The organism is Nonomuraea sp. MG754425, assembly GCF_021699195.1.
Lineage (GTDB): Bacteria > Actinomycetota > Actinomycetes > Streptosporangiales > Streptosporangiaceae > Nonomuraea.
On the sequence record NZ_SSXE01000136.1, the window covers coordinates 1 to 26587 of the forward strand.

The 26587-nt window shown below is 73.4% G+C and carries 28 protein-coding genes; 13 read left to right on the plus strand and 15 right to left on the minus strand.

Going from position 1 to position 26587, the window contains the following annotated elements; all coding sequences use genetic code 11:
- Both FAF44_RS36425 and FAF44_RS36430 read right to left on the minus strand, forming a co-directional pair.
- Positions 1–500, minus strand: a 500-nt coding sequence (locus tag FAF44_RS36425; RefSeq protein WP_237107893.1) for an alpha/beta fold hydrolase, incomplete at its 3' end; no start/stop codon positions are given.
- Complete coding sequence (locus tag FAF44_RS36430; RefSeq protein WP_237107894.1) at positions 497–1090, minus strand: TetR/AcrR family transcriptional regulator; 594 nt, start codon at positions 1088–1090, stop codon at positions 497–499. The genes FAF44_RS36425 and FAF44_RS36430, both read right to left, overlap by 4 nt.
- A gap of 281 nt (positions 1091–1371) precedes the next feature.
- Here FAF44_RS36430 and FAF44_RS36435 point away from each other — a divergent pair, with 281 nt between their 5' ends.
- From FAF44_RS36435 to FAF44_RS36450, 4 genes are all read left to right on the plus strand, one after another.
- Positions 1372–2247, plus strand: coding sequence for a M23 family metallopeptidase (locus FAF44_RS36435; protein ID WP_237107895.1), 876 nt, complete (start codon positions 1372–1374; stop codon positions 2245–2247).
- A 110-nt stretch (positions 2248–2357) separates the two neighbouring features.
- Positions 2358–3014: a GntR family transcriptional regulator gene (locus FAF44_RS36440; protein ID WP_237107896.1), complete on the plus strand. Its 657-nt coding sequence runs from the start codon at positions 2358–2360 to the stop codon at positions 3012–3014.
- Positions 3015–3093: 79 nt separating this feature from the next.
- Positions 3094–4341 (plus strand): MFS transporter, encoded by a 1248-nt coding sequence (locus FAF44_RS36445; protein WP_237107897.1) that lies wholly within the window; start codon positions 3094–3096, stop codon positions 4339–4341.
- Positions 4342–4474: 133 nt separating this feature from the next.
- Entirely contained in the window at positions 4475–5119 is a 645-nt protein-coding gene (locus FAF44_RS36450) for a carboxymuconolactone decarboxylase family protein (RefSeq protein ID WP_237107898.1), read from the plus strand.
- Between the two features lie 70 nt (positions 5120–5189).
- Here FAF44_RS36450 and FAF44_RS36455 read toward each other — a convergent pair whose 3' ends face one another.
- On the minus strand, positions 5190–5582 hold the full coding sequence (locus FAF44_RS36455) for a nuclear transport factor 2 family protein (RefSeq protein ID WP_237107899.1): 393 nt from the start codon (positions 5580–5582) through the stop codon (positions 5190–5192).
- Positions 5583–5763: 181 nt separating this feature from the next.
- Between FAF44_RS36455 and FAF44_RS36460 the strand changes: the two genes are divergently transcribed.
- Complete coding sequence (locus tag FAF44_RS36460; RefSeq protein ID WP_237107900.1) at positions 5764–7290, plus strand: NAD(P)-binding domain-containing protein; 1527 nt, start codon at positions 5764–5766, stop codon at positions 7288–7290.
- On the opposite strand, the gene FAF44_RS36465 is transcribed toward FAF44_RS36460, so the two are convergent.
- The 9 genes from FAF44_RS36465 to FAF44_RS36505 form a co-directional block, all read right to left on the minus strand.
- Positions 7287–8501 carry a glutamate--cysteine ligase gene (locus FAF44_RS36465; protein WP_237107901.1) on the minus strand — a complete coding sequence of 405 codons (1215 nt, stop codon included), beginning with the start codon at positions 8499–8501 and terminating at the stop codon, positions 7287–7289. The two genes, FAF44_RS36460 and FAF44_RS36465, sit on opposite strands and share 4 nt — an antisense overlap.
- Positions 8502–8530: 29 nt before the next feature.
- Entirely contained in the window at positions 8531–9130 is a 600-nt protein-coding gene (locus FAF44_RS36470; RefSeq protein ID WP_237107902.1) for a VOC family protein, read from the minus strand.
- Positions 9131–9163: 33 nt separating this feature from the next.
- Positions 9164–10027, minus strand: coding sequence for an ABC transporter permease (locus FAF44_RS36475; RefSeq protein WP_237107903.1), 864 nt, complete (start codon positions 10025–10027; stop codon positions 9164–9166).
- Complete coding sequence (locus FAF44_RS36480; protein WP_237107904.1) at positions 9987–10835, minus strand: ABC transporter ATP-binding protein; 849 nt, start codon at positions 10833–10835, stop codon at positions 9987–9989. The genes FAF44_RS36475 and FAF44_RS36480 overlap by 41 nt, the downstream gene beginning before the upstream one ends.
- On the minus strand, positions 10832–11287 hold the full coding sequence (locus FAF44_RS36485) for a MarR family winged helix-turn-helix transcriptional regulator (RefSeq protein WP_237107905.1): 456 nt from the start codon (positions 11285–11287) through the stop codon (positions 10832–10834). The genes FAF44_RS36480 and FAF44_RS36485 overlap by 4 nt, the downstream gene beginning before the upstream one ends.
- Before the next feature lie 92 nt (positions 11288–11379).
- Positions 11380–12033 carry a GntR family transcriptional regulator gene (locus tag FAF44_RS36490; RefSeq protein ID WP_237107906.1) on the minus strand — a complete coding sequence of 218 codons (654 nt, stop codon included), beginning with the start codon at positions 12031–12033 and terminating at the stop codon, positions 11380–11382.
- A gap of 33 nt (positions 12034–12066) precedes the next feature.
- Complete coding sequence (locus tag FAF44_RS36495) at positions 12067–13602, minus strand: tripartite tricarboxylate transporter permease (RefSeq protein WP_237107907.1); 1536 nt, start codon at positions 13600–13602, stop codon at positions 12067–12069.
- Position 13603: 1 nt separating this feature from the next.
- A complete protein-coding gene (locus FAF44_RS36500; protein ID WP_237107908.1) occupies positions 13604–14128 on the minus strand; it encodes a tripartite tricarboxylate transporter TctB family protein in 525 nt (174 codons plus the stop codon).
- On the minus strand, positions 14125–15129 hold the full coding sequence (locus FAF44_RS36505; protein ID WP_237107909.1) for a tripartite tricarboxylate transporter substrate binding protein: 1005 nt from the start codon (positions 15127–15129) through the stop codon (positions 14125–14127). Before FAF44_RS36505 ends, FAF44_RS36500 begins: the two co-directional genes overlap by 4 nt.
- Before the next feature lie 96 nt (positions 15130–15225).
- On the opposite strand from FAF44_RS36505, the gene tcuA reads away from it, so the two are divergent.
- A complete protein-coding gene (gene tcuA / locus FAF44_RS36510; RefSeq protein WP_237107910.1) occupies positions 15226–16716 on the plus strand; it encodes an FAD-dependent tricarballylate dehydrogenase TcuA in 1491 nt (496 codons plus the stop codon).
- Here tcuA and FAF44_RS36515 read toward each other — a convergent pair.
- Complete coding sequence (locus FAF44_RS36515) at positions 16705–17367, minus strand: TetR/AcrR family transcriptional regulator (RefSeq protein WP_237107911.1); 663 nt, start codon at positions 17365–17367, stop codon at positions 16705–16707. The two genes, tcuA and FAF44_RS36515, sit on opposite strands and share 12 nt — an antisense overlap.
- Complete coding sequence (locus FAF44_RS36520; RefSeq protein ID WP_237107912.1) at positions 17358–18689, minus strand: cytochrome P450; 1332 nt, start codon at positions 18687–18689, stop codon at positions 17358–17360. The genes FAF44_RS36515 and FAF44_RS36520 overlap by 10 nt, the downstream gene beginning before the upstream one ends.
- Before the next feature lie 156 nt (positions 18690–18845).
- Between FAF44_RS36520 and FAF44_RS36525 the strand changes: the two genes are divergently transcribed.
- From FAF44_RS36525 to FAF44_RS36540, 4 genes are all read left to right on the plus strand, one after another.
- Positions 18846–19142: a DUF3817 domain-containing protein gene (locus FAF44_RS36525; RefSeq protein WP_237107913.1), complete on the plus strand. Its 297-nt coding sequence runs from the start codon at positions 18846–18848 to the stop codon at positions 19140–19142.
- A 139-nt stretch (positions 19143–19281) separates the two neighbouring features.
- A complete protein-coding gene (locus tag FAF44_RS36530; protein WP_237107914.1) occupies positions 19282–19608 on the plus strand; it encodes a hypothetical protein in 327 nt (108 codons plus the stop codon).
- Positions 19605–20477, plus strand: coding sequence for a hypothetical protein (locus FAF44_RS36535; protein WP_237107915.1), 873 nt, complete (start codon positions 19605–19607; stop codon positions 20475–20477). Before FAF44_RS36530 ends, FAF44_RS36535 begins: the two co-directional genes overlap by 4 nt.
- A gap of 5 nt (positions 20478–20482) precedes the next feature.
- A complete protein-coding gene (locus FAF44_RS36540; protein ID WP_237107916.1) occupies positions 20483–20911 on the plus strand; it encodes a YbaB/EbfC family nucleoid-associated protein in 429 nt (142 codons plus the stop codon).
- 307 nt (positions 20912–21218) lie between these two features.
- Here the strand turns inward: FAF44_RS36540 and FAF44_RS36545 are convergent, their stop codons facing one another.
- Positions 21219–24311, minus strand: a complete 3093-nt coding sequence (locus FAF44_RS36545; RefSeq protein ID WP_237107917.1) for a tetratricopeptide repeat protein — start codon at positions 24309–24311, stop codon at positions 21219–21221.
- 167 nt (positions 24312–24478) lie between these two features.
- Here FAF44_RS36545 and FAF44_RS36550 point away from each other — a divergent pair, with 167 nt between their 5' ends.
- From FAF44_RS36550 to FAF44_RS36560, 3 genes are all read left to right on the plus strand, one after another.
- Positions 24479–25309: a S8 family serine peptidase gene (locus FAF44_RS36550; RefSeq protein WP_237107918.1), complete on the plus strand. Its 831-nt coding sequence runs from the start codon at positions 24479–24481 to the stop codon at positions 25307–25309.
- 10 nt (positions 25310–25319) lie between these two features.
- On the plus strand, positions 25320–25973 hold the full coding sequence (locus FAF44_RS36555) for a GAF domain-containing protein (protein WP_237107919.1): 654 nt from the start codon (positions 25320–25322) through the stop codon (positions 25971–25973).
- Positions 25973–26587: radical SAM protein (locus tag FAF44_RS36560; protein ID WP_237107920.1), on the plus strand; the 615-nt coding region annotated here is incomplete at its 3' end. The genes FAF44_RS36555 and FAF44_RS36560, both read left to right, overlap by 1 nt.

Genomic DNA, 26587 nt, shown 5'->3' on the forward strand with positions numbered 1-26587 from the left:
GGGCTGATGCCCGCCGCGAACACGGCCGCGGCGGGCATCAGCCCCTCGCGGCGGAAGGTGTCCTGGACGCGGGCGAGCAGCGCGCGGTGCTCGGGGGCGTCCGGCAGCACCTCCACCACCGGCGGCTCGTGCGCGACGACCCGCTCGACCCGGTCGGCGTGGGCGGTGAGCAGGTGCAGCGCGACGATCGCCCCCGAACTGCAGCCGGCCACGCGGGCGGGCGCGCCGGGAGCCAGCAGTTCCAGCAGCCGGCAGGCGTCGTCGGCGTGCTGCTCGACCCGCTGGCGGGCCTGCGGGTCGTCGAGCGGGCTGCGGGACAGGCCGCGCGGGTCGTAGGAGATGACCGTGTGCTCGGCGGCCAGGTCGTCGGCGACGGCGTCGAAGGCGGCCGCGCCGCCCGTGCCGCCGGGGATCAGCAGCAGCGCGGGGCCGCTGCCGCGCGCCTCGTAGCGCAGGGTGGCGCCGTCGGCGCGCAGGTGGCCGATGGTCGGGCCGGTCATCGTGGGTCTCCTTCGTGTCGTGCGGGCCAGCGCTCCAGCACGGTGTGCAGGGCGTCGAGGCAGCGCGGCCAGGTGGCCTCGGCCGGGCGGGCGTGCGCGAACCCGCCGGCGGCCTCGAGGCTGACGAAGCCGTGCAGGGTGCTGCGCATCAACCGGACCGCGTCGGTCAGGTCGGGCTCGTCGAGCGCGTAGGCGCGCAGCATGCTGTAGGTCAGCTCGATCGCCCGCCGCGGGCCGGGCGCGCGGGCCACGAGGCCGGGGTCGATCTCCATCGGGGTCTGCGTCGCGGTGTAGCGGCCGGGGTGGTCGTGGGCGTACGAGCGCCACGCCTGTGCGTACGCCACCAGGGCGTCCTTGCCGGCCCGCCCGGCGATGGCCTCCGCGATGCGGATGGTCTTCTCGTCGGCGGCCAGCAGCGCGATCCGGCCGCGCAGGTCGTCGAGGCTGCGGACGTGGGCGTAGAGGCTGGCGTCCTTCACCCCGAGCCGGCGCGCCACCGCCGACATGGTCACGTGGTCGAGCCCGACCTCGTCGGCCAGCTCGGCCCCGGCGAGCGTCACCCGCTCAGCGCTCAGCCCGGCCCGTGGCATGCGGCAGCACCTCACCCATCTCTAGCCTCCCTCGGCATTGCCTAATGACCCTAGGTTATTCCTAGGATGCCAAGGAAAGCAAAACCGCGGTTCGGGCATGCTCCGCCCGCCGGGCCGTTTCGCCTCGTCGCCGGATGCGCACCTCCTTCACGAAGATCGACTAGCCGGAAAGTTTCATGTCATGAGGGATTGATGAAGAGAACTTTCGGAGTTATCTTCACGATCAACACAAGGACCTGGGCGTCAACCACATCCTCCTTCCCCCCACTCGAGAGGTGAGCATGCCCAAGACCAGACTGACCACCGTCGCGCTGTTAGCCGCCCTGGCGATCACGGCACTGATCCCCCAGGCCGCCTCCGCGGACCCGGTCGAGACCCTCGCCACCTCCCACAAGAGCCCGTTCAACTGTGGGAAGACCTTCTACGCCAACAACTGGACCGGCGGCCACAACCCCGAGGGCTCCATCGACTGGCAGAACTACGGCAGCGACGCCATCAACGGCGAGACCGTTCGCGCCACCGCCGCCGGCACCGCGTACTTCTACGACGCGGGCAGCACGAGCTACGGCAAGTGGGTGGAGGTCCGCCACAGCGACGGCACCAGGACCCGCTACGCCCACCTCGCGACCATGGTGCGGGCGGCCGGCGGCTCGCTGAGCGTCAGCCAGGGCACCACGATCGGCACGGTCGGCTCCACCGGCGGCTCCACCGCGCCGCACCTGCACTACGAGCAGCGCACCTCCACCGGAGCCATGGACACCAGTCCCACCGTGGACGGCGTGACCGTGTCCCTGGGCCAGAAAAAGGCCGTCACCAGCACCAACGGCTGCGGCGGCAACCCGTACACGCCGGCGGAGGTCTGCGGCAGCGGCTACTCCGTCATCGACTCGGCCGCCCTCACCGGCGGCAGCGTCTACCTGCTCTACAACTCGGGCAACGGCTACAACTGCGTGGCGACGATGAAGACGACCAACCTCGGGACGGCGTCGGCGGTGTCGGCCTTCCTCGAACCCCAAGGGGAGAGCCGCACCACCGACTCGGGGAGCTACGGCTACTACGCGGGGCCCGTCCGGGTGTCCGCCCCCGGGCAGTGCGTGAAGTGGGGCGGCTCGGTCGGGAGCAGTTCCTACACCAGTCCCTTCGAACACTGCGGCTGACGCGGGCGGGAGCGTCCCCGGCGCCGGCGCGACCGGCGTCGCGGGACGTCCCGTAGCTCCCTCGGCAACATAGATACAAGCTTGCATTCATGGCTGGTACGCTGCACAGCATGGCCGATCCAGTGAAGCGCCCGTCCGCCGCCCACACCGCGTACGCGGTGACCAAGGAGCTGATCCTGTCGGGCGAGCTGCCCGGCGGAAGCCTCATCAGCGAGGGCGAGATCGCCGAACGGGTGCGGGTGAGCCGCACGCCCGTCCGCGAGGCGTTCCTGCGCCTGGAGTCGGAGGAGCTGCTGACGCTGCACCCCAAACGCGGCGCGGTGGTGGTGCCGGTCCCGCCCGGCGAGGCGGCGGACGTGCTGGAGCTGCGGCTGGCGCTCGAACGGTCGGCGGCCGAGCGCATCGCGCGCCACGGCCTGCCGGACGCGCACCACGACCGGATGCGGGACCTGCTCGCGCGCCAGCGCGCCCTCGCCGGGGCCGCCGACATCGACGGGTTCGCCGACGCCGACGAGGCGTTCCACCGCTGCATTGTCGAGGCGTCGGGCAACCGGCTGGCCGGCCGGTTCTACGCCACCCTGGGCGACCGGCAGCGGCGGATGAGCATCTTCGCGCTGCGCCCGCGCCCGGAGCGGCTGCCGCTGCTGGCCGACGAGCACGAGGCGCTGCTCGGCCATCTCCGCCGCGCCGACACCGCCGCCTTCGCCGCGGCCCTGCTCGGCCATCTCACGGCCACGCACGGCTCGCCCTTCCCGTCCACCGGCTGAACCACGCGCCCCGCCCCCGGCCGGCCCCGGCCGAACGGCGCCCCTTGCAGTCGACGATCCGCGAAAGTTCTTCCGCTCCATGCTCCACACCCAGCAGGCGGCCACTCCGCCCGCTACCGTGCTCCGGCCGAACGCCTGGCGGATCGTCGCCGCGGCGATGTTCGTCTGCGGCTGGGGTGGCAACCAGTTCACCCCGCTGCTGCTCATGTACCGCGAGCTGGGCGGCTACTCCGCCCTCAGCGTGGACGCCTTCCTCGGCGCGTACGTCGTCGGGCTCGTGCCGGGGCTGCTGCTGGCCGGGCCCGTGTCGGACCGGCGCGGGCGACGCCCGGTCCTGGTGGCCGGCACCGTCGCCTCGGCCGCCGCGAGCCTGGTGCTGTGCTTCGGCGGCCTGGGCGCCTGGCCCGTCTACGCGGGCCGGCTGGTCACCGGCTTCGCGGTCGGCATCGCGATGGCGGTGGGCAGTAGCTGGGTGAAGGAGTTGTCGGCCGGGGGCGACGGCACGCTGCCCGCGCGAAGGGCCGCGCTCTGCCAGACGGCGGGGTTCGGGCTCGGCGCGGGCGTCGCGGGCGCGCTGGCCCAGTGGGGGCCGCTGCCCATGGTGACCCCGTACGTGGTGCACCTGCTGCTCACCGCGGCGGTGCCCGTGCTGCTGCTGCGGGTGCCGGAGACGCGGCAGGCGCTCCCCCGGGCGGCGGGCCTGCTGTCCGCGCTGGTGAGCGACCTGCGTGTGCCCGCGCCGGCCCGCCGCCGGTTCCGGCTGGTGGTGCTGCCGATGGCGCCGTGGGTGTTCGGGTCCGCCGGGCTGGCGTACGCCGTCATGCCCGAGCTGGTCGGCTCGCGGGTGGGGCAGTGGGGGCTCGCGTACGCGACGGGCCTGACCGTGCTGACCCTCGGCATGGGCGTGGCGGTGCAGCCCGTGGCCAGGTGGCTGCACGGCGGTGCGGGCACCCGCGCCGGACGCGCCCCGGTGGCGGCCATGGCGGTGATGTTCCTCGGCGCGGCGCTGTGCGCGGCGAACGCGGTGCTGCTCTCACCCTGGCTGGCGGCGCTCGCCGCGGCCGTCCTGGGCGCCGCGTACGGCATCGCGGTGGTCTCCGGGCTGCTGGAGATCCAGCGCATGGCCGGGACGGACGACCTGGCGGGCCTGACCGGCGTCTACTACACGCTCGCCTACACGGGTTTCCTGCTGCCCGCCGCGCTGGCGGCCCTGGCGACGTGGCTCTCCTATCCGGTCATGCTGGCGGCGGTGGCCGCGGCGGCGCTGGCCTGTCTCGGGCTCGTCGTGCTCGGCGTCCGCGTCACGGCGGGCGCCCACCGCCCCTAGCGGGCGGGCCAGGCCGATGGCAGGAAGTGGCCAGCGGCCTGCACCTTGCTGGCCGCTCCCCCGCCTGTGTTCCGGGGATTCCCGCCGCACACTGGGAAACGCCGGAGAACCTCAGAGAGCGAAGGGCTGGGAAATGACGAACACCGCTTTTCCGGACGTCCAGAATCAAGCGAATTGGCCGCCACAGCGGCGGGACTTCGTCAATCACGAGGGAGGCGGGCAGCCACATATCGCGTTACGTTCCGACGAGCCGGGAATTCGCGGCCTGTTCCGTTACCGGCCGGAGGCGGCGCTGCCGCTGAACCAGCTCTCGGAGGTGCTGCTCAGCGGCGACGACACGCTGACGCGAGGGGAGCGCGAGCTCATCGCGGCCTACGTGTCCTCGCTCAACCGGTGCCGCTTCTGCTTCCACACGCACGCGGCCTTCGCCGCCGTCCGGGTCCCCGGCGGCATGACGCTGGTCGACCAGGTACGCGCCGACCTGGCGTCCGCGCCGATCCCGGGCAAGCTCAAGGCGCTGCTGGAGATCGCCGCGGCCGTGCAGCGCGGCGGCCAGGAGGTCACCGGCGAACACGTGGACACGGCCAGGCGGGAGGGCGCGACCGACGACGAGATCCACGACACCGTGCTGATCGCCGCCGCGTTCTGCATGTACAACCGGTACGTGGACGGCCTGGCCACGCTCGCCTGCGACGACCCGGAGCACTACGCCGACCGGGCCCGGCTGACCGGCGGATACGTGGCGACCTGGACCGACGCGCTACGGCGGGCCGGCTGAGACCCGCGGCCGGGCAGCACCGGACGACCCGCCACGAGCGGTCCCCGTGACGGGCCGTGCCGTCCGTCTATCAGGCGAAGAACTCGTCCACGGAGTAGGGGTCGTGCGGGAAGCTCGACCGTTCGCCGATCTTCCCGTCGTCGATCCGGAAGAGCTGCACGCCGTGGTCGTCGAGGGTGCGCCCGTCACGCTCACCCTGGATCCGGAGCACCGCGGCGACGCGGTCCCCGCCGACGAGGTAGTCGTCCGGATCCAGCCGCAACGTGCCCGTGGTGGACTGCGCCAGCCGGCCCAGATAGCCGAGCACCTCCTGCTTGCCGCGATAGTCGCGGGCCATCGGGCCACGGCCGGGGACGTGGAAGACCACGTCCTCGGTGAGGAGACCCTGGAGGTTGTCGAGGTCCCCCTTGGCGAGGGCGTCGTAGAAACCGCTGACGACAGTGATGTGGGAATGTTCGGTCATGGAATGCATCCCGTCACAATCAGGGCTTATATGGCCGATCGCGACGCTACGCTTCGTAGATCCGCGAGACAAGAAGGCATTCGCGGTGAATGCGGGAAGGGAAAACATTGACAGTGAATGAGCGGTGATCCGATCATGCAGAGGTCGGCCGGCTGGGCTGCACCTCTGCCGAGGAGATGTGATGCGTCACCGCTACCTGATCATCGGGGCCGGGCCGGGCGGGCTCCAGCTCAGCCACTTCCTCCAGCGGGCCGGGGCCGACTACGTCACGCTGGAGCGGGAGGCGACGCCCGGCGGCTTCTTCCGCCGCTACCCGCGCCACCGGCGGCTGATCTCACTGAACAAGGTCCACACCGGCGAGAAGGAGCGCGAGATCCAGCTCCGCTGGGACTGGAACTCGCTGCTCGGCGACGACCCCGACCTGATGTTCCCCGACTACTCGCAGGAGTACTTCCCGCACGCCGACGACCTCGTGCGCTACCTGGCGGACTTCCAGCGCGTCCACGGGCTGAACGTGCGCTACGGCACGCCCGTGCGGCGCGTCGACCGGACCGACGACGGGTTCGAGGTGCGCACCGACGACGAGGTCCACCACGCCGAATGCGTGATCGTGGCGACCGGCTGGGGCGGCCCGTACGTGCCCGATATCCCCGGCATCGAGCTGGCCACCGGCTACGAGGACGCGCCCGTCGCCGGCGAGGACTACGCCGGGCGGCGGGTGCTCGTCATCGGCAAGGGCAACTCGGCGTTCGAGACCGCCCAGGCGCTGCTGCCGTACGCGTCGGTGATCCACCTGGCCAGCCCGAACCCGGTGCGGCTGACGTGGACCAGCAAGCACCCGGGGCACGTGCGCGGCCAGTACGGCGCGCTGCTGGACAGCTACTGGTTCAAGACCCTGCACGCCGTGCTGGAGTGCACGGTGGACCGCATCTGGCGGGAGGACGGCGTGATCCGGGCCGCGATCACGTACACGCTGGCCGACGGCGAGCAGGCGGTGCTCGACTACGACGCCGTGGTGCGCTGCACCGGCTTCACCATGGACACCGGGCTGTTCGGCCCGTCCTGCCGTCCCGACCTGGAGCCGAACGGGCGCATCCCGGCGATCCGCCCCGACTTCCAGTCCGCCAACGTGGACGGCCTCTACTTCGGCGGCACCCTCATGCAGGCCCGCGACTTCAAGCGCGCCTCCTCGGCGTTCATCGACGGCTTCCGCTACAACCTGCGCACACTGGCCACGCTGCTGCGCGAGCGCTACGACGGCGTGCCGCTGCGCTCGCACGAACTGCCCGCCGACCCCGATCGGCTGACCGACGACGTGCTCGCCCGGGTCAACCACAGCTCGGCCCTGTGGACGCAGTTCGAGTACCTGTCGGACGCCTACGTCGTCGGCCCGGTCGTGCGCCGCTACGACGACCTGCCGGAGGACTACGCCGTCTCCCGCTTCGCCGACGAGGATCTGCTGCTCACCGTCACCCTGCGCTGGGGCCCCCGCGACCGGCCCGACGTGTTCGCCATCCAGCGCCACCCGACGCCCGAGCGGGCCGACGAGTGCGCCTTCCTGCATCCGGTGGTCCGGGTCTGGCGGCGCGGCGCGCAGGTCGCCGAGCGGCACCTGCTGGAGGACCTGCAGGCGCGCTGGCTCGACCCGGTGCGGCACGCCGCCCCGCTGCGCTCGTTCCTCACCGATCACCTGGCCGGACGCTCCTAGACCGAGAAGCGCGCCACGAGGTCGTCCACCACGTCCTCGTACGAGCCGTTCGCCGCCAGGGCGGCGCGCTGGCGGGCGGCCCCGCTCCCGGCGGCGCGCACCCACCGCCATTCCCGCAGGACGGTCTCCAGGTCGCCGCTGTCCTCCAGGGCCGGCCGGATGTGCTCGATCAGCTCGTCCACGATCCGCGCCGCGGGGGACGTCCGCCCGTCGTACGGGTTGACGCCGTGCCCGTCGAGCCCGTCCCTGGCGGCCCGCCAGTAGGCCACCCGCAGCAGCTCGCCCGGCGGACGCGGCCCGGGATCGCCAGCCTCCACCCGTCGCAGCGAGACCGTGACCAGCGCCCTGACGACCAGCGCCAGCAGCACCGACTCCGCCGCCGAGGCCGGCACGTCGCTCACCCGCACCTCGACGGTGGGCAGCCGGGACGACGGCCGCGCGTCCCAGAAGATCGTCGCCGGGTCCACCAGCGCGCCGCTCTCGGTCAGCGCCGCGACCAGTTCCTCGAAGTGCCCGAGACTCTCCAGGTACGGCGGCGGCCCGGCCACCGGCCACTTGCTCCAGGACAGCACCCGCCAGCCCGCGTACCCGGTGTCGCGCCCGGCCCAGAACGGCGAGTTGGACGTGAGCGCGATGAGGGCGGGCAGCCAGGGCCGCAGGTGGTTGCACACCAGCACCGCCCGCTCCCGGTCGGGCACGTGGACGTGCACGTGACCGGCGCAGATGGCCTGCTCGTCGTGGAGTGCCCGGTAGTTGTCGATGCCGAGGTCGTAGCGGGGGTCGTCGGTGATGGGCGGCGGGACCGCGGGCCCCAGCACGGGGGTGCCGGAGGCGACCACGGCCAGTCCTTCGGCCCGCGCGGCGGCGGCGACCGCGGCCCGCATCTGCCGCAGCTCCCGCGCCAGTTCGTCCGGACCGGCGCAGGGCGGCGTCTTGGCCTCCACCTGGAAGCGGGTGATCTCGGTGCACACCCGGTCGCCGAGTTCGCCGGCGGCCCGCTCGACGACCCGCCGCGCGTGCGGCGTCACCTGGCGGGTGCGCGGATCGACGACGAGGTACTCCTCCTCGACCCCGGCCAGCGGCCGGACGGGGTCGGCGGTCGCGAGGGGCGTTGACTGGGGGGTCAATTCCAGGTGCTCCATCTCCGGGAGGTCGCCGCGCCCGGCGCGGGCGGCGTACGTGACGGCATCTGTCCAGTGTGACGCCCGCATCCAGTGCTCCGGTCAACCGCCGGGGCCGATCAGCCGAGGACGACGTCCCCGGCCAGGCGGGCCACCAGCGCGGGCCGCTCGCCCCGCGTCACCTCCAGCTCCGCGCCGAGCCCGCGCAGCAGGGCGCGCACCCGCTCGGGGTCGGGGTGCCGGCCGGTCAGGGAGAGCAGCGGCGCCTCGGGCAGGCCGCGCTCGGTGGGATGCCGGGTGGCGCCCCAGTCGATGAGGAACGGCACCAGCGGGTCGGCCCCCGGCATGGTGAGCCGCCACTCCAGCAGGTCGCCGTCCGCGGCGCGGCGGGACATGGCCCGCGGCTCCCCCGGGTCGTGGCCGTGCCGCCGCGCCGCGGCCACGGCGGCGTCCAGGTCGGCGGGGCGCAGGCACCAGTTCACCAGGCGCGGCCCGGTCAGCTCGTCGAGGCGGAACCAGCGCGGCCCGTCGGGGGCCGGCTGCTCCGGGTCGGGACCGATCACCTCCAGGTAGCGCGGCCCGCCCAGGCCGAGCAGGAAGTTGCGGGTGCCGTGGCCGACGTGCCGGCCGCCCTGCGCGGGCCGCACGCCGAGCGCGCGCTCCAGTTCGGCGACGGTGCCCTCGAGGTCCGGCGTGGCGTAGACGAGGTGATCGAGCATGGCTCCGACCCTAGCCAGATCGCGGGACGCCGGTCAGCGGGCCAGCCGGCCGAGCAGGGCGGAGGCCGCCGTGATGCCGAGGGCCGCCGCGCCGACCAGGACCGCGAAGTCGAGGGTGAGGTGCGAGGGGACGCCCAGCAGCAGGCCGCGCAGCGCGTCCACCTCGTAGCTGAGCGGGTTGATCGCGCTGATGACCCGCAGCCAATCCGGCATGGACGTGGTCGGGTAGAGCGCGTTGGAGGCGAAGAACAGCGGCATGGTGATGGCCTGGCCGATGCCCATCAGCCGGTCGCGGGTGCGGACGATGCCGGCGATCGTCACCGACAGGCAGGAGAAGAACGCCGAGCCGAGCAGCACGGCCGCGATCACCCCGGCCAGGTGCAGCGGGTTCCAGCTCATGCTGACGCCCAGCAGCGCCGCGATCACCACCACGACCACGGCCTGGACGATCGCCTTCACCCCGGCGGCGAACGCCTTGCCGGTCACCAGGGCGGCCCGCGGCGTGGGCGTGACCAGGAGCTTGGTCAGGACCCCCGAGTCGCGCTCCCAGATGATCTGGATGCCGTAGAAGATGGCGATGAACATGGTGGACTGGGCGATGATCCCCGGGGCCAGGTAGTCGCGGTACGGGATGCCGCCGGTCGGGATCACGTTGATGCGGGTGAACGTCTCGCCGAAAATGATCAGCCACAGGGCGGGCTGGATCGCGCGGGTGTACAGCTCGGTGCGGTCGTGGCGCAGCTTCTGCAGCTCCACCACGCACATCGCGGCGACCCTGGCCGGGATGAGCCGCCAGGCCGGCCGGTGCCGCGGCGGGACGAGCAGCAGCCCGAGGCGGTCCTGTTCGCCCGCGCCGTCAGCCGACGCGGGAGGCGGTGTTGCGGGTGCGGCGGACATCGCGGAACTCTCCTCCCTTGTGGTCGGCCCCGTCGAGGCCGCTGCCCGCGACGTCGCGGAAGACGTCCTCCAGGGTCGGGGACGCGTCCGCGCCGAGGCGGGCGCGCAGGTCGTCGGTGAGCCGGCGCGGCGTGCCGACCGCGCGCACCCGGCCGAGGTGCATGAGCGCGACCCGGTCGCAGTACTGGTCGGCCTCGTCCATGTAGTGGGTGGTGACCAGGACGGTCATCCCGCTGGCGGCGCGCACCGCCATGATGTGCTCCCACACCCCGGTGCGCGCGATGGGGTCGAGCCCGATCGTGGGCTCGTCGAGTATCAGCAGGCGCGGGGCGCTGACCAGGGCCTGGGCCAGTTCCAGGCGGCGCACCATGCCGCCGGAGTAGGTGCCGGCCATGCGGTCGGCGGCCTCGGCCAGCCCGACCGCCTCCAGCGCCTGGGCGACGCGGCCGGCCCGCTCGCGGCGGGGCACGTCGAAGACGCGCGCGAACAGCGAGACGTTCTCGCGGCCGGTCAGGCTGGAGTCGGCGGACAGTTGCTGGGGCACGTACCCGAGCAGGCGGCGCACCCGCATGCGGTCCTTGGCCACGTCGTGCCCGAAGACCCGGACCATGCCGGACGGCACGGGCAGCAGCGTGGTCATGCAGCGGATCGCGGTGGTCTTGCCCGCGCCGTTGGGGCCGAGCAGGCCGAACACCTCGCCCGCGCCGACCGTCAGGTCCAGCCCGTCCACGGCCGTGGCGCGGCCGAAGGAGTAACGCAGGCCCGTGCAGGTGACCGCGGCCTCCTCGGGAAGTCCGTCGTCGCTCATTCCGTCGTCACGTCCTCTCGCAGGCTGCCGGCGAGTCTCCGCAGCGCCGGGAGGGCGGCGGCCAGCGCGGCCCGGTCGTCCGCGCCGAGGAGTTCCATGTGCTCGCGGACGATCGCCGCCCGGCGCTCCTGCCAGGCGCGTAGCCTGGCCTCGGCCTCGGGGGTGGGCAGCAGCCTGGCGGAGCGGCGGTCGTCGCTGCGGGTCTCGCGGTGCAGCAGCCCGGCGGCGGTGAGCTGGTTGACCAGCGTGGACACCGAGTTGCCCGCCAGGTAGAGCTCCTTGGCCGCGGCCGAGACGCTGATGCCGGGGCTGGCCTGCACCAGCCGCAGCAGCTCGGCCTGAGCGCCGCGCAGCGGCGGCACGGACATCTGGCGGCGGACCCTGCGCCGGATGAGCCGGTTGAGACCGGCGAGGACACCGGCGAAGTCGTCACCCAGGACTTCTACCCTCATACCACAAATATTAGCTCTGCTTACGAGGTATTGGGAAGCGTCCTGCTAGGAGCCCTTTTGTCGGGACATATCGGAGAATTAGGGGTCGCCGCTCAGGCGTTGGCCTCGGTGTCCCCGTAGATCTCCAGCCGGAGCTCGCGGGCCTTGGTCATGTGCTCGCGGGCCAGCCCGTACGCGCGGTCGGCGTCGCGCCGCTCGATCGCGTCGATGATCTCGGCGTGCTCGGCGACGGCCTCGTCCCAGCGCCCCGGCCACGACAGGGTGGTACGGGGGTAGCGGGTGAGGTGGTTGTTGAGCCGGGTCAGCAGGTCGACGATGGTGCCGTTGTGGCTGGCCGCCCAGATCGCCTCGTGCACCGCCCGGTTGGACTCGGCCATCGCCGCGGCGTCGGAGACCGGCGTGGCCGCCATCGCCTTCTGGGCGCGGCGCAGGCGTACGAGGTCGAAGTCGCTGCGCCGCTGGGCCGCGCCGGCGGCGGCCGTGGCCTCCAGCGCGATGCGCGCCTCGTAGATCTCCAGGATCTCCTCGGGGCTGCGGGTGCGCACCCGCATGCCGCGGGCGGCGCGCTCGACCAGGCCGTCCTGCTGGAGCCGGCGCAGCGCCTCGCGCACGGGCGTGCGGCTGGTGCCGTAGCGCTCCGCGAGCGCGACCTCCACGAGGGACGTTCCCGGAGCCAGCGTGCCGTCGACGATCTCGGCTCTCAGCCGGTCGTAGACCTCGGACAGGGGGTCCTCCTCACCTCGCATCCGCTCCCGGGCTGAGCATACAGATGTATGCAGTCACCCCCGCTCCCCGCTCCGGCCGCTCCCGGCGGCGGCGCCCGCGAGCGTGCCGCGCCGCCTGCGGACGATCGGCAGCACCACCGGGACGAGCAGCGACAACACCGCCGCGGCCCACAGCACGACCGTGATCGGGCCGGACACGAGGATGGCCGGGTCGCCCTCCGACAGGATGAGGGCGCGGCGCAGTTGCTGCTCGGCCAGCGGCCCGAGGATCAGGCCCACCACGGCGGGGGCCGGCGGGATGCCCGCCTCGCGCATGAGCAGGCCGACGAGCCCGAGCACGCAGAGCACGATCAGGTCGGACGCGGTGCCGCCCGCCGCGTACGCGCCGAGGGCGGCGAACATGAGGACGGCGGCGTAGATCGCGTAGGGCGGGATGGTGAGCAGCCGGGCCCACACCTTCGCCAGCGGCAGGTTGAGCACCAGCAGCATCACGTTGCCGACGTACAGGCTGGCGATCAGCGTCCACACCAGCGGGCCCGACTCCTCGAACAGCGCCGGGCCGGGCTGCAGCCCGTACGACTGGAAGGCGGTGAGGATCACCGCGGCGGTCGCCGAGGTCGGCAGGCCGATCGTGAGCAGCGGGACGAGCACCCCGGCCGCGGCGGCGTTGTTGGCCGCCTCGGGCCCGGCCACCCCCTCGATCGCGCCCCGGCCGAACTCGTGGCGGTGCCGGCTCAGCCGCTTCTCCACCGTGTAGCTGAGGAACGTCGGGATCTCGGCCCCGCCCGCGGGCAGGCTGCCGATCGGGAAGCCCAGCGCGGTGCCGCGCAGCCAGGCGGGCCAGGAGCGGCGCAGGTCGGAGCGGGAGAGCACGGCCCGCCCGCGCAGCGGCTGCACGGTGGAGCGGCCGATACCGGTCATGACGCGGGCGAAGGTCTCCCCCAGCGCGAACAGGGCGACCACCACGATGACGACGTCGATGCCGTCGAGCAGCGACTCCACGCCGAACACCAGCCTGGGCTGCCCGCTCTGGGAGTCGATGCCGATCAGCCCGACGGTGACGCCCACCAGCAGGCCGGCCAGGCCCTTGAGCAGGTTCGGCCCCAGCAGGGCGCTGACCGTGGTGAAGGCGACGGCCATGAGGGCGACGTACTCGGGCGGGCCGAAGCTGGTGGCGAAGCCGGCGACGGCCGGGGCCAGGAAGGTCAGGCCGACGGTGCCGATGGTGCCGGCCACGAAGCTGCCGATCGCCGCCGTGGCCAGGGCCGAGGCCGCGCGGCCCGCCCTGGCCATCTTGTTGCCCTCGATCGCGGCGATGATCGAGGCGCTCTCGCCGGGGGTGTTGAGCAGGATGGAGGTGGTCGATCCGCCGTACATGCCGCCGTAGTAGATGCCGGCGAAGAGGATGAGCGCGCTGGACGCCTCCAGGCGGAAGGTGATCGGCAGCAGCAGCGCCACGGTGAGCGCGGGGCCGATGCCGGGCAGCACGCCGACCGCCGTGCCGATGGTGACCCCGATCAGCGCCCACAGCAGGTGCGCCGGGGTCAGCGCGCCGACGAAGCCGTCCAGGAGGAGCCCGATCTGGTCCATGTCAGAACCCCCAGGGCCCGGTGGGCAGGGTGAGCCCGATGACCCGGTCGAAGATCACGAAGGTGAACGCCGCCAGCGCCCATCCGGATGCGTACAGCCGCCAGCCGTGCGGTCCGCCGAGCAGCAGGGCGGTGCCGACGAAGAGGGCGGCCGAGCCGAGCACGTACCCGATGACCGGCAGCAGCAGCGCGAAGGCCACGAGCGCGGCGGCCAGCGCCGTGACGCGCAGCACGGCGTAATCGCGCAGCGGCGTTCCCCGGGTGGCCGCGCGCAGTTCCCGCCAGGAGCGCAGCAGCAGCCAGAGGCCGGTGATCCCGAGCAGCACGCCCAGCGCGAACGGCGTCGCGGCGGGGCCCATCGCGCTGCCGTCGTCGGGCAGGCCGCGTGCGTCCACCACCATCACGGGCCCGGCCACGAGCATGAGGCCGCCGAAGATCAGCGAGCTGAGCGCGGTCCTGCGGTCGCAGGCCGGGTCGGTCTCGGGCTCGGGCGGGGCCGTCGCCTGCTCGTTCGTGTCGGTGGTCATGACCGTCCCAATCCGATCTCCTTGAGAATCTGCGCCACCCGGGTCTGCTCCGTCCGGACGAACTCCTCGAACTCGGGGCCCGCCAGGGTGGCGTCGCCCCAGCCGCGGTCGGCGAGCGCCTCCTGCCACTCCGTGGTCCGCGTCATGTCGAGCAGCAACTGCTCCAGGGCGCGCTCCTGGTCGGGGGTGATCCCCTTGGGCGCGACCACGCCGCGCCAGTTCTGCAGTTCCACGTCGAGGCCCGCCTCGCGCAGCGTGGGCACGTCGGGCAGGGCGGGCAGCCGTTCGGGGCTGGAGACGGCGAGCGCCCGCACCTGCCCGGCCCTGATCTGCGGCATGACCTCGGAGACGCCCGAGATGCCGAGGGTCGAGCGTCCGGACAGGAGCGTGGTGAGGGCCTCGCCGCCGCCGGAGTGGGCCACGTAGCTCACCTTCGACGGGTCGGCGCCGACGGCCTTGGCCATCAGCCCGGCGAGGATCTGCTCGACCCCGCCGGCCGAGCCGCCGGAGATCGACACGGCGGACAGGTTGCCGCGCAGGGCCTGGGCCGCCGCCTCCATGTCCTTGAGCGGGGAGTTCGCGGCGGCCACCACCACCTGGTAGTCGGTCGTGAGCCGGGCCAGCGGGACGGTCTCCGCGAGCGAGTGGGGCGAGTTGTTGGTCTCGATCGCACCGATCATGATGAGGCCGGTCGTCATGAGCTGGCTGGGGTCGCCGTCGAGCCGGACGAACTGGCTGAGGCCGATCGTGCCGCCCGCGCCCCCGACGTTGTACACCTCGCTGCGGCCGACGAGGTCGCGCAGCGCCGCCTGCATCTCCCGCGAGGTCTGGTCCCATCCCCCGCCGGGCGCAGCGGGGGCCATGATCCGTAGTTGCCTGCCGTCGAGCGCGCGGGCCACCACGGAGTCGGCCCGTTCGTCGTCCGCCGGCGCGGTCGCGATGAGCGCGCCGGTGGCGAGCAGCGCGGCCACGAGCGCGGCCCACCGCTTGACAGTAGTCATCGAGCCCTTCACCGCTCCCCGAATCCCGTTGTCAGAATTTATGGTGTACGACTGTATACACTCACGTGCAATTGAGAACAAGACCTGGAGGGCACGATGGCAGGGGATGTTCGGGCAGCCTCGGACGGCGATTTCGACGTGGTGGTGGCCGGCGGCGGCAACGCCGGGTTCAGCGCCGCGCACGCCGCGGCCGAGCGCGGGCGCCGGGTTCTGCTGCTGGAGAAGGGCCCCGAGGAGGGGGCGGGCGGCAACAGCTACTACACCGCCGGAGCCTTCCGCGTCGCGCACGACGGCCTCGGCGACCTGGCCGGCGTCCTCGACCCCGACGACCGGCACGCCGTCAGCGTGCTGCCCCCGTACCCGGCCGCCGAATTCGCCGCCGACATGGCCAAGGTGACCGGCGACCGCAACGACAAGGCGCTCACCGAGGTGCTGATCGGCGAGAGCGCCCGGACGATCCGCTGGCTGCACGGCAAGGGGCTGCGCTTCCGCCTGATGTACGAGCGGCAGGCCTACCCCGACGCCGACGGCCGGCAGGTCTTCTGGGGCGGACTGGCCGTCGGCAGCACCGGCGGCGGCAGGGGGCTGATCGAGCAGCACACGCGGGCCGCCCGGCAGGCCGGGGTGGAGATCCGCTACGGCGTGCGGGCCCGCGAACTGACCCTCGACGGAGGCCGCGTGTCCGGCCTGACCTGGGAGGACGAGCAGGGCCTGACCGGCGTGGCGCGCGCCGGGTCGGTGGTGCTCGCCGCCGGCGGGTTCGAGGCCAGCGCCGACATGCGGCGCGAGCACCTCGGTGCGGGGTGGCAGCGGGCGAAGGTGCGCGGCACGCCGTACAACACCGGGGACATGCTGGCGGCGGCCGTCGCCGCGGGCGCGGGGACGTACGGCGACTGGGGCACCTGTCACAGCGTCGCCTGGGACGCCTGGCACAAGGAGAACGAGAGCAACCGCGAGCTCACCAACCAGCTCACCCGCGGCGGGTACCCGCTGGGCATCGTGGTGAACGCCGAGGGGCGGCGCTTCCTCGACGAGGGCGCGGACTTCCGCAACCTCACCTACGCCAAGTACGGCGCGCGCATCCTGGCCCAGCCCGGCGGCCTGGCCTTCCAGCTCTTCGACGCCACCACCAGGCCGAGCCTGCGGGCCGAGGAGTACGACATGCCGGGCGCGTCCGTCGTCACCGGGGACACCCTCGACGAACTGGCCGCCGGGATGGGCGTGGACGCGGCGGCGCTGCGCGCGACCGTGGACGGGTTCAACGCCTCCATCGACCGGTCGGTGCCGCTCGACCTGTCGGTGCTCGACGGCCGCGCGTCCGCCACGGTGCCGCCGAAGTCGAACTGGGCGGTCCCGCTGGAGCACCCGCCCTACTACGCCTTCCCGGTGACCTGCGGCATCACCTTCACCTTCGGCGGGCTGCACGCCGACACCCACGGCCGGGTGCTCGACGTGGGCGGCGAGCCGATCCCCGGCCTGTACGTCTGCGGCGAGATGCTCGGCGGCCTGTTCAGCGGCAACTACCCGGGCGGCACCGGCCTCACCTCGGGCGCGGTCTTCGGCCGCCGCGCCGGCTCACTGGCCTGACCCGGCCTCCCGGTCTGGGTCGGCCGGGTCCGCCGTCCCCGGACGGTCCAGCCCGGCGGCCAGGGCGGCGATCGCCTGGTCGAACTCCGCGCGCAGGATCGTCATGGGCGGCGTCTCGTCGGGGCCGCCGGCGTGCTCCAGCCACCGGCTCAGCACCACCCGCAGGGCCGTCAGCGCCGTGGCCGCGCACAGGTCGGGATAGATCCCGGCCGGGGCGGGGCTGAGCCGCTCGGTGATGGCGCCGGCCAGCGCCTTCTCCTGGGCCGCGAGCACGGCCAGCTCGTGCGGGCGCAGCGACGGCGTCCGGCGGATGAGCTGGATCGCCCGCAGGTAGTCGCGGCTGATCGTGTCGTCGTGGTCGAGGACGGCGAGCACCGCCTGCCGCAGCGCCCGCAGCACCGACTCCCCGGCCGGCCGGGCGCGGAACTCGGCGATGAGCGCCTCCGCGCCGGCCGCGGCGGCGGCCACCACCGCCTCCTCCTTGCTGGAGAAGTAGTTGAAGAAGGTGCGCAGCGCGATGTCGGCCTCGGTGGCGATCTGCTCGACGGTGACGTGCTCGACGCCGTCGCGCAACGCCAGTCGCAGCGCCGCCTCGCGCAGGGCGGTCCGGGTGGCCAGCTTCTTGCGCTCGCGCCGCCCGATCACGCCCATGTGACGGGCAGGGAGTGCACGCCGAAGATCAGCATCTCGTTGCGCAACGGCACCTGCTCGGCGGGCACGGCGAGGCGCAGGCCGGGCAGCCGGGTGATCAGCTCGCCGAGGCCGACCTTCATCTCGGCCCGCGCGAGCTGCTGGCCCAGGCACTGGTGGATGCCGTGGCCGAAGGCCAGGTGCGGGGACCGGCGCCGGCGCACGTCGAGGCGGTCGGGGTCGTCCCAGTGACGGGCGTCGCGGTTGGCCTCGGGGGTGGCGATGATCACCGTGCCGCCGGCCGGGATCCGTACGCCGGCGACCGTGACGTCCTCGATGGCCACCCGGCTGACGCCCATCTGGATGATGGACAGGTAGCGCAGCAGCTCCTCGATGGCGTTGTCCATCAGGGCGGGGTCGGCGCGCAGCGCGGCGAGCTGGTCGGGGTGTTCGAGCAGCGCGAACGTGCCCAGGCCGAGCATGTTGGCGGTGGTCTCGTGCCCGGCGCCGAGCAGTACCAGGGCCATGTCGGTGAGCTGGGCGTCGGTCAGCGGCGGGTCGGCGTCGTGGACCAGCCCGGACAGGATGTCGTCGCCGGGGTCGGCCCGCTTGGCGGCCACGAGTTCCTGGATGAAGCCGTACAGTTCGAGGCCGGAGCGCATGCGCTCCTCCTCCGGGGTGTCGGAGTTCAGCGCGATGGCGGTGCGCTCCTGGAACTCGGCCCGGTCGGCGTAGTCGACGCCGAGCAGCTCGCAGATGGCCAGCGAGGGGATGGGCAGCGCGTAGGAGGGCACGAGGTCGGCCTCGGTGCCGGCGGCGGTCATGGCCTCGATGTGGTCGACGGCGATCTCGCGCAGGCGCGACTCCAGCGCCTTCATCCGCCGCACGGTGAACTGGCCGGTCAGCAGCCGGCGCAGGCGGGTGTGCTCGGGCGGGTCCATGAAGACGAACATGCCGTCGGCGCGGCTGTCGACCTTCGGGGCGAGCCCGCCGCCGGAGCCGACGCCGGGGCCGCCGTGCTCCGCCGCCGCGGTGAGCTGCTCGACCTCGTGCGGCTGGAGCTTGGTGACGTCGGGGTAGCGCACCCGGTCGGAGCTGAAGCGCGGGTCGGCCAGCACGGCGCGGGCCTCCTGCAGCCCGGTGACCAGCCAGGTGGGCGCGCCGTTGAGCAGCCGCAGCGGCTGGATCGCGCCCTGGCCGCGCCGCTCCCGTACGCCGGAGGGCGGGTCGAACGGGCAGCCGGCCCGCTCCACCATGTCGGCCGGCAGCATGCGCCGCATCTGCGTCGGGGACTCCGTCACCGCGCCGGGCCGGTCGCCTGCCTGGTCGCCGGAAGTCGTCATCGCCACGTCCTCTCACCGGTCGTCGTCCTGATCTCCGGTCACCTTACACACAAAAAATGCACGACGCGCATGAATGCATGTCGTGCATATTTGTTCGGGATCGTCACTCTCTACAGCTTGTAGAGTTAACCGCGGTATCGGACGAAAGGGATGATCGTGCTGCGCTGGTTTCGGGTCGTCGCGGTGGCCGAGGCATGCTCGTGGGCGGGCCTGCTGATCGGGATGTTCTTCAAGCACGTGACCGACACCAGCGAGCTGGGGGTGAAGGTGTTCGGGCCGGTCCACGGGGCGCTGTTCGTCGTGTACGCGGCCGGGGTGCTGCTCTCCGCGCGCGAGGCGGGCTGGAGCAGGGGCACGATCCTGCTCGGGCTGGCCTGCGCGGTGCCGCCGTTAACCTCCGTGTGGTTCGAGCGGCGGATGGCGTCCCGCACGGCGGCCCGGCAGCTCGCCTGACCCCGCTCCCCCGCCCGGGGCCGTCAGGATCGCGACAGGACACGCGAAGATCGCGTAGCGGTCGCGTCAGAACGGCATCGCGCCCGCGCGTCCCGCCGCAAGCTGGAGAGATCCTGCACGCACGGACGAAGGCGGACGCATGCCGATCACCCCATCCCCATGGCCTTCCGGCCGGCACGAGATCGAGATCGAGCGCTCCCGGCTCGTGGAGCTGAGGTCCCGCCTGCCCGAGGCCGCCGGGCCGCTCGGCGGCGTGCTGCCCAAGCTGGTCGCGCTGAGCGTGGCCGAGGCGGCGTTCACCTCGTTCACCTACTCGCTGGCGCTGGCCTACAACGAGGTCGAGGCGTTCACGATCGCGGAGGTGCGGGAGCGCGCCGAGGACACCGTGCGCGTCCAGGACGGCATGGACGCCTCCATCGCCACCTGGCGGGCCGCCGAGGACGCCGCCACCGTGAGCGCCGCGTGAACGCCGCCCGGCTGGCGCGCGACAGTCTCGCGCTGGGCACGGGCGCGGCGGTGACGCTGTCGGCGCTCGGCGTCCCCGCGGGCTGGCCGTTCGTCGGGCGCATGTACGTGCACCAGTACGACCCCCAGACGTTCTTCGACGGCGCCGCGACCTGGCTGGCCGTGCACGACGACGTGGCGGCCACCCGGCGGAACGTCGGGGCGCTGGTCGGCGAGGTGGCCGTGCCGAACTGGCGGAGCGCGGACGGCCGGGCCTTCGAGCGCCGCATGGACGCCTACCTGGCCGGCCTGCGCTCTATCGAGATCCGCGCCGTCGTCACCGCCGTCACCCTGTACACGGCGGGGGCCGCGTTCGTCGCGATGATCCTGTTCCAGTTCCTGGTCGCGGCGGCCATGGCCGCGCTGGCGGTGTGGGTGCTGGCCGCGGCGCTCACGCCGCCCGGCCTCGTCGCCGCCCGCGCGACCGCCACGCGCTGCCTGACCGGGCTCTTCGCGCGCTACCGGGAGGTGGAGAAGGCGATCGAGGCGCTGCTGCACGGCTGCGCCGCCGCCCTGGGCGCGGCCGTGGTCGTGGACGTGGCGGCCGAGGCGGCCCGCGGCGACCTCAGCGGGCTGCGCGACCTGGCGTCGGCGACGTTCGCCCAGGGGCCGATGCTGGTCTGGGGCACCATGAACCGGGTCGAGCGCGACCTGACCGCGCACGGCCTCGGCGGCGTCAACCCGGGTACGGGCGCGCCGCTCCCGCCCGGCCTCACCCAGGTGGCCGGGGCCAAGGCGCTGACCGACGTCATGGGCGGCGGCCAGACGGTCACCGGCCGGTTCGCGCCCGGCCAGGCCGCCGACGGCTCCTACCCGTTCCCCTGGGAGTGACCGCCGTGGACTTCGAGCAGGCGCTCGGCCTCGACCCCGAACGGCTCGCGGCCGACGCCGACCGCCTCTTCAGCGGGCTGTCCCGGCTGCCCGAGCAGTCCGCGACGTCCCGCGCGGTGTCGCGGGACGGCTGGGTGAGCGTCGAGTACGACGCGGCGTCCGGCGTCCGGGCGCTGCGGCTGGACCCGCGCGCCATGCGGATGGAGTCGGCCCGGCTCGCCGAGACCATCCTCGACCTGATCCACCGGGCCAGGGAGCAGGCCGAGGCCGAGGAACAGCGGCGGGCCGAGGAGTTCATGGCGGCGGGCAACGCGCTGCTGACCGACCGGGGGCTCGTCGCCGACCGGCTGCGCGGGTCCACCGGGGCGCTGCTGGAGAATCTGGAGCGGGCGAGCGCGACCATCGACCGCGTACGCGGTCTGCTGCGCCGCTGACGCGCGGCGGCGCGCATTTCGGCACCGGAATTCGGCGAACGCGGAACGCCTTTCTCCGCTCCGGCGCCGGCGCCGTCCGTCCGCCCCCACCTGGCCGGAGCCGTCCGCCGCGCTCCCGCGCGAAACGGGAGCGCGGCGGCCCGCGGTCGATGGAAACAGAAACTCTTTTTGCCGGGGGAAATCCGCTGACGCGCACCGATCACTAAATGTCGTCGTGCACTCCGGACGACGAAAAGGCTGTTTTCCGCATATCTCGAAGATAAATCCAGAAGCCGGTTGATGCAATAAGCAGATTCGCGTGGATTAATCATTCCGAATCGACGGACAATGCCGCGCCGATTTCCTGGTCGGCGGCGCGCAGATTGATGGCGGCCAGCACGCCGAGCGCCTGCTCCTCGATCTGGCGGAACCCGCTGCGGCGCGCGTCGTCCAGCGCCTCCTGGCCGTGCGCGGAGGCCCGGCCGAGGTTGCCGAGCCGGCAGTGGGCGGCGGCCAGGCCGACGAGGGACTCCAGGCGGGGCTGCGGGTTGCCGACCTCGCGGGCGATGGCCAGCGCCCTGCCGTGCTCCTCGGCGGCCAGGTCCGGACGTCCGAGCCGGGTGCGTACGGTGGCGCGGGTGTTGAGCGCGTCGGCCTCGGCGCGGCGGTCGCCGATCTCCACGGCCAGCTCCACCGCCCGGTCGGCCAGGTCGAGCGCGCTGTCCTGGCGGCCCGCGTCGCGGTGCACGGCGGCCAGCGTGTTGAGCACGAGGACCTCGCCGTAGCGGTTGCCCGACTCACGGAAGACCGGCAGGGCGCGGTCGAGGTAGTCCAGCGCGCGGTCGAGCTCCCCGAGGTCGAGGTAGATCTCGCCCATGTTCTCCAGCGCGATCGCCTCGCCGTTGCGGTAGCCGGCCTGCTGGTGCCGGGCGAGCGCCTCGTGCTGGAGCTCCGCCGCCCGCGCGAGCTGGCCCTGGCTGCGGTAGACCATGCTGAGGTTGGCCAGGCCGGTGGCGTGGATCGTGTGCTGGCCGGTCTGCCGCGCGATCGCGATGGCCTGGCTGTAGTGGTCGGCCGCCTCCCCCAGCGAGCCCAGCTTCCAGTGCACGTTGCCCAGGTTGTTGAGCACCGCGCACTCGCACTCGCGCCACCCGGCGCGCTGGGCGAGCGTCAGGGCCTGCCCGTAGTGGTTCAGCGCCTGCTGGTGCAGGCCCCGGCTCTGGTGGACCTGGGCCAGGTTGAGTTCGGCGGCGGCCTGGGCGGTGAGGTCCCCGTCGTGGCCGGCGGCGGCGCGGGCGGCCTCGGCGACGGTCTGCCAGTCGTCGGGGTCGCGCCGCAGCGACAGGTAGCCGCGCAGCGTGTCGGCCAGCCGCCAGGCCACGTCGCGCGGGCCGTGGGCGGCGGCGTGGGTGACGGCCGCGATGAGGCCGGAGCGCTCCGCGTCGAGCCAGGCCAGCGCCGCCGCCGCATCCTCGAACGCCGGAGCGCCCGCCTCGGGACGCGGCTGCTCGGTCGGGCCCGACAGTTGCAGCGCCTGCGGGTAGAGCAGGCGCTTGGCCGCGTCCGCGCCGCCGAGGTAGAAGGCGAACAGGCGGGCGAGCGCGCTGTCGCCCTCCGCACCGGCCGCACCGTCCCTGGCGTAGAGCTTGATCAGGTCGTGGAAGCCGTACCGGCCCGGGGTGGTCTGGAGGATCAGGTGGGTGCGTTCGAGGCGGTCCAGGGCGCGCCGCGCCCGCTCGACGGGGATGGCGGCGAGCGCGGCGGCGGCCCGCGGGGCGTGGTCGGGGCACGGGCTGAGGCCGAGCAGCCGGAACAGCCGCCGGTCCGGCTCGTCGAGCGCCGCGTACGACAGGTCGAACGCGGCGCGCACCGCGGCCTGGTCGTCCCCGTCCACCTGGAGGGCGTTGAGGCGGTCGCTGCCGGCCAGCTCCGTGACGCCGTCGATGATCGCGCGGCCCGGCTGCCTGGACAGGTTGATCGCCGCGATGCGCAGCGCGAGCGGCAGGTAGTCGCACAGTTGCGCCAGCCTGGCCGCGGCGTCCGTCTCCTGCCGGACGCGGTCGGCCCCGAGGATGCGGGCCAGGAGCGTACGCGCCTCGGCGGGGTCGAGCACGCCCAGCGGGAGCTGCCGGGCGCCGTCGAGGGCGACCAGCCCGCCGAGCCGGTCGCGGCTGGTCACCAGGGCCAGGCAGTCGGAGGCGCCGGGCAGCAGCGGCCGGACCTGCTCCGGGGTGGCGGCGTTGTCGAGCAGGACGAGCACGCGCTTGGCGGCCAGCAACGTCCGGTAGAGCGCGGCGGCCTCGTCCGGGTCCACCGGCACCTGCTCGGGGGCGACGCCGAGGGAGCGCAGCAGGCGGGCCAGCGCCTGTTCGGGCCGCATCGGCGGCTCGGCGGCGAAGCCGCGCAGGTTGACGTAGAGCTGGCCGTCGGGGAAGCGGTCGCGGACGCGGTGCGCCCAGTACAGGGCCAGCGCGGTCTTGCCGACCCCGGCCGCGCCGGTGACGGCGAGCGTGACGGGCGTGCCGGCGTGGTCCTGGATGTGCTCGTCCAGCCACCTGAGCTGCCCGGCCCGGCCGGTGAAGTCGGCGACGGAGCGCGGGAGCTGCGCGGGCACGGCGGGCATGGCGGGCACGGCCGGGCCGGCGGCGAGCACCCGGTCGGGCTGCGGCAGCAGCACCGGGTCGTTGCGCAGGATGGCCACCTCCAGCCGCTGCAGTTCGAGGCTGGGGTCGATGCCGAGTTCGTCGGCCAGGCGGCGGCGGGCCTTCCTGGCCTCCTCCAGGGCCGTGTGCGTCTGGCCGCTGCGGTAGAGGGCGATCATGAGCTGGCAGGTCAGGCGTTCGCGGAACGGGTGACATCGCGTCAGCTCGGTCAGCTCGTCCAGCAGGCGGCGGTGGCGGCCCAGGCGTAACCCGGCGTCGATCCGGTCCTCCAGCGCCACCAGCCGGGACTCCTCCAGCCCGCTGCCCAGGCGCTCCTGCGTCTCGGGCGGCGCGGTGCCGGCCAGGACGGGGCCGCGCCACAGGCCGAGGCCCTGGTCGAGCAGCGCGATCCGGCGCTCGTCGTCGGCCTCCGTCCTGGCCTGGCGCACCAGGTCGCGGAAGCGGTGGGCGTCGATGCGCCCCGGGTCGGTGCGCAGGACGTACCCCGAGCCCTGGGCCGTGAGCGTGACCTGCGCGTGGGCCGGATCGATGCCGCCCAGGACCGAACGGAGCTGGGAGACCGCCACCCGGATCGCGTGCTGCGCCGTACGCGGGCGGGACGCCGGCCAGTTCAGCTCGACCAGCCGGTCGACGGAGACCGGGTGGTTGGCCTCCAGGGCCAGAACGGCGAATGTCAGTCGTTGTTTACGTGGTCCCAGCCCCACGGGCCGCCCGTCCGAGTAGGCTTCGACGGCGCCGAGCAAGCGAAACTCCAACATGAGTCACTCTCCGCTTTGATCGCGCTCTCATGTTCTGCCACAAGTGCGCTTTTCTCAAGCCCTCCAAATCAGTCTTCCGGGGCGCTCTGATCCGACTGTGAAGTAACTATGAACAGCCTCTCCCACCATTTACCCGGAGCCAGGAACAATGACGCTGAGGGTGGGCAATGGCTGATTTCCAGGCAGTCGTGGAGGCGCCGCCTCCCCGGATCTTCCGGCTGGCGCACGCCTCGCGCGGCGCGGCCATCGACTCCGCCCGGCTGGCGCTCCCCTCCCCGGTCACCCGCGAATGGGCGTGGGGCTCCGCGACCGGGTCCGGCGTGCGGGTCTGCCTGATCGACAGCGGCGTGGACGCCCACCACCCCCGCTTCACCAGCCCGATCAGCACGTACACGGTGACCGGCGACGGCCTCGACGTGGTGCCCGACGAGGCCGGCGACCAGGCGGGACACGGCACGGCCTGCGCCGGCGTCATCCGGGCCATGGCCCCCGGCTGCGAGCTGACCAGCGTCCGCGTGCTCGGCGGCGGGCTGCACGGCCGGGGCGAGGTGCTGCTCGCGGCGCTGGAGTGGGCCATCGAGCAGCGCTTCCCGCTGATCAACCTGAGCCTCTCGACGCGCCGCGCCGAGCACAAGGAGAGCCTGCACGACCTGGTCGACCGGGCGTTCTTCGCCGGGGTCACCATCGTGGCCTCCGCCCACAACCGTCCGGTGCGCAGCTACCCCTGGCACTTCGCGAGCGTGATCTCCGTGGGTTCGCACCATTCGACGCTCGCCGAGCACATCGAGTGCAACCCCGAGCCGCCCGCCGAGTTCTTCGCGCGGGGCGTCCAGGTCGAGGTGCCGCTGCCCGGCGGGGGCACCGCGCGCCAGACCGGCAACAGCTTCGCCACCCCGCACGTCACCGGGCTGTGCGCCCGCGTGCTGCAGCGGCACCCGGGCTTCGCCACCGGCCAGCTCAAGCACGTGCTGGCCGCCATCGCGGACAACAGGACATGAGGAGGCCGCCATGGGCGCGGGCATCCCGGACTCCCTGACCTCCTCGCTGGGGCGGCTGCTGCGCCCCGCCGAGCACGACGAGTTGCTGAGGTCAGCCGTACGACTGGCCCGGCTGACGTTCTCGGCGTCGGCCGCGTCGGTGTTCCTGTACGACGAGGAGCGCGACCGGCTGGTGTTCGAGGCGTCGTCGGGCGAGGGCGAGGACCGCCTGGTGGGGGTCGCCATCCCGACCGGGCGCGGCATCGCCGGATGGGTGTTCCAGACCGGCGAGACCGTGCTGCTCAGCGACGTCCGCGAGGACCCGCGCTTCGACCGGGAGTTCGCCCAGAGCACCGGGTACGTGCCGAACATCCTCATGGCGGCCCCGCTGGAGCTGGAGGACCGCACGATCGGCGTCATGGAGGTGCTCGACCCGGCGCTGCAACGCTTCGGGGAGATGGCCGCCATCGACCTGTTCACCGAACTGGCCGCCCAGACGGCGATCACGCTCACGCTCATGGCCGCGGCCCGCTCGCTGACCCGCAGCGCCAGGGAGGGGCTGACGCCCTGGACCCGGCTGGAGATCGCGCTCAGCCGCACGGAGGCCGGCAACGCCGCCGTGGACGACCTGCTCAACGCGCTGGGCCGGTTCGTCACCGCCACCACGGGCCACGGAGTGACCTGATGCACCTGGCCGAGATGGCGATGCTGCGCGCGGTGCCGGCGGCGGGCGTCTTCCTCGCCCTCACCCGCCGCTGCCCGCTGTCGTGCGCGCACTGCTCCACGGAGTCCGCCATGGACAGCGCGGAGCACGCCGAACGGCCCTTCCGGCGGCTGGTGGCGACGTTCACCGAGGCCGAGCATCCGCGGTTCGTCGCCATGTCGGGGGGCGAGGCGCTGCTCCGGCCGGGGCTGGTGCGCGACCTGGCCGAGTCGGCCCGCCTGTCCGGGACGAGGTCGTACCTGCTGTCCGGGCTGTACTTCGCGCGGGAGGGACGCGCGGTGCCCGCCGCGCTGCGGGCGGCGATCGCGGCCGTCGATCACTTCGCCGTCAGCCTCGACCGCTTCCACGAGCGGGAGGTGGACCGGCGGACGGCCTTCCGCGTGCTGCGCGAGGTGCGCTCGTGGGGGCCGCGGGTGAGCGTGCAGATCACCGGGGACGGCGACGACGACCCGTACGTCGCGGAGCTGGTGCGCGAGGTGCGGCGGGAGTTCGCCGACCAGGTGCCCATGCTCGTGACGCCGCTGCGCCCGGTCGGCCGCGCCAGAGCCCTGAACGCCCCCACCCCACCCACGAGT

Excerpts from the sequence above, each read along its gene's own strand:
- FAF44_RS36470 (WP_237107902.1), bottom strand. The coding sequence starts at position 9,130 with ATGCTCGATCACCTCGTCTACGCCACGCCGGACCTCGAGGGCACCGTC.
- FAF44_RS36530 (WP_237107914.1), top strand. The coding sequence starts at position 19,282 with ATGCCGATCACCCCATCCCCATGGCCTTCCGGCCGGCACGAGATCGAG.
- FAF44_RS36430 (WP_237107894.1), bottom strand. The coding sequence starts at position 1,090 with ATGCCACGGGCCGGGCTGAGCGCTGAGCGGGTGACGCTCGCCGGGGCC.
- FAF44_RS36520 (WP_237107912.1), bottom strand. The coding sequence starts at position 18,689 with ATGACGACTTCCGGCGACCAGGCAGGCGACCGGCCCGGCGCGGTGACG.
- FAF44_RS36435 (WP_237107895.1), top strand. The coding sequence starts at position 1,372 with ATGCCCAAGACCAGACTGACCACCGTCGCGCTGTTAGCCGCCCTGGCG.
- FAF44_RS36450 (WP_237107898.1), top strand. The coding sequence starts at position 4,475 with ATGACGAACACCGCTTTTCCGGACGTCCAGAATCAAGCGAATTGGCCG.
- tcuA (WP_237107910.1), top strand. The coding sequence starts at position 15,226 with ATGGCAGGGGATGTTCGGGCAGCCTCGGACGGCGATTTCGACGTGGTG.
- FAF44_RS36505 (WP_237107909.1), bottom strand. The coding sequence starts at position 15,129 with ATGACTACTGTCAAGCGGTGGGCCGCGCTCGTGGCCGCGCTGCTCGCC.
- FAF44_RS36480 (WP_237107904.1), bottom strand. The coding sequence starts at position 10,835 with ATGAGCGACGACGGACTTCCCGAGGAGGCCGCGGTCACCTGCACGGGC.
- FAF44_RS36490 (WP_237107906.1), bottom strand. The coding sequence starts at position 12,033 with ATGCGAGGTGAGGAGGACCCCCTGTCCGAGGTCTACGACCGGCTGAGA.
- FAF44_RS36495 (WP_237107907.1), bottom strand. The coding sequence starts at position 13,602 with ATGGACCAGATCGGGCTCCTCCTGGACGGCTTCGTCGGCGCGCTGACC.
- FAF44_RS36500 (WP_237107908.1), bottom strand. The coding sequence starts at position 14,128 with ATGACCACCGACACGAACGAGCAGGCGACGGCCCCGCCCGAGCCCGAG.
- FAF44_RS36545 (WP_237107917.1), bottom strand. The coding sequence starts at position 24,311 with ATGTTGGAGTTTCGCTTGCTCGGCGCCGTCGAAGCCTACTCGGACGGG.
- FAF44_RS36445 (WP_237107897.1), top strand. The coding sequence starts at position 3,094 with ATGCTCCACACCCAGCAGGCGGCCACTCCGCCCGCTACCGTGCTCCGG.
- FAF44_RS36440 (WP_237107896.1), top strand. The coding sequence starts at position 2,358 with ATGGCCGATCCAGTGAAGCGCCCGTCCGCCGCCCACACCGCGTACGCG.
- FAF44_RS36555 (WP_237107919.1), top strand. The coding sequence starts at position 25,320 with ATGGGCGCGGGCATCCCGGACTCCCTGACCTCCTCGCTGGGGCGGCTG.
- FAF44_RS36515 (WP_237107911.1), bottom strand. The coding sequence starts at position 17,367 with ATGGGCGTGATCGGGCGGCGCGAGCGCAAGAAGCTGGCCACCCGGACC.
- FAF44_RS36460 (WP_237107900.1), top strand. The coding sequence starts at position 5,764 with ATGCGTCACCGCTACCTGATCATCGGGGCCGGGCCGGGCGGGCTCCAG.
- FAF44_RS36455 (WP_237107899.1), bottom strand. The coding sequence starts at position 5,582 with ATGACCGAACATTCCCACATCACTGTCGTCAGCGGTTTCTACGACGCC.
- FAF44_RS36465 (WP_237107901.1), bottom strand. The coding sequence starts at position 8,501 with ATGCGGGCGTCACACTGGACAGATGCCGTCACGTACGCCGCCCGCGCC.
- FAF44_RS36485 (WP_237107905.1), bottom strand. The coding sequence starts at position 11,287 with ATGAGGGTAGAAGTCCTGGGTGACGACTTCGCCGGTGTCCTCGCCGGT.
- FAF44_RS36475 (WP_237107903.1), bottom strand. The coding sequence starts at position 10,027 with ATGTCCGCCGCACCCGCAACACCGCCTCCCGCGTCGGCTGACGGCGCG.
- FAF44_RS36550 (WP_237107918.1), top strand. The coding sequence starts at position 24,479 with ATGGCTGATTTCCAGGCAGTCGTGGAGGCGCCGCCTCCCCGGATCTTC.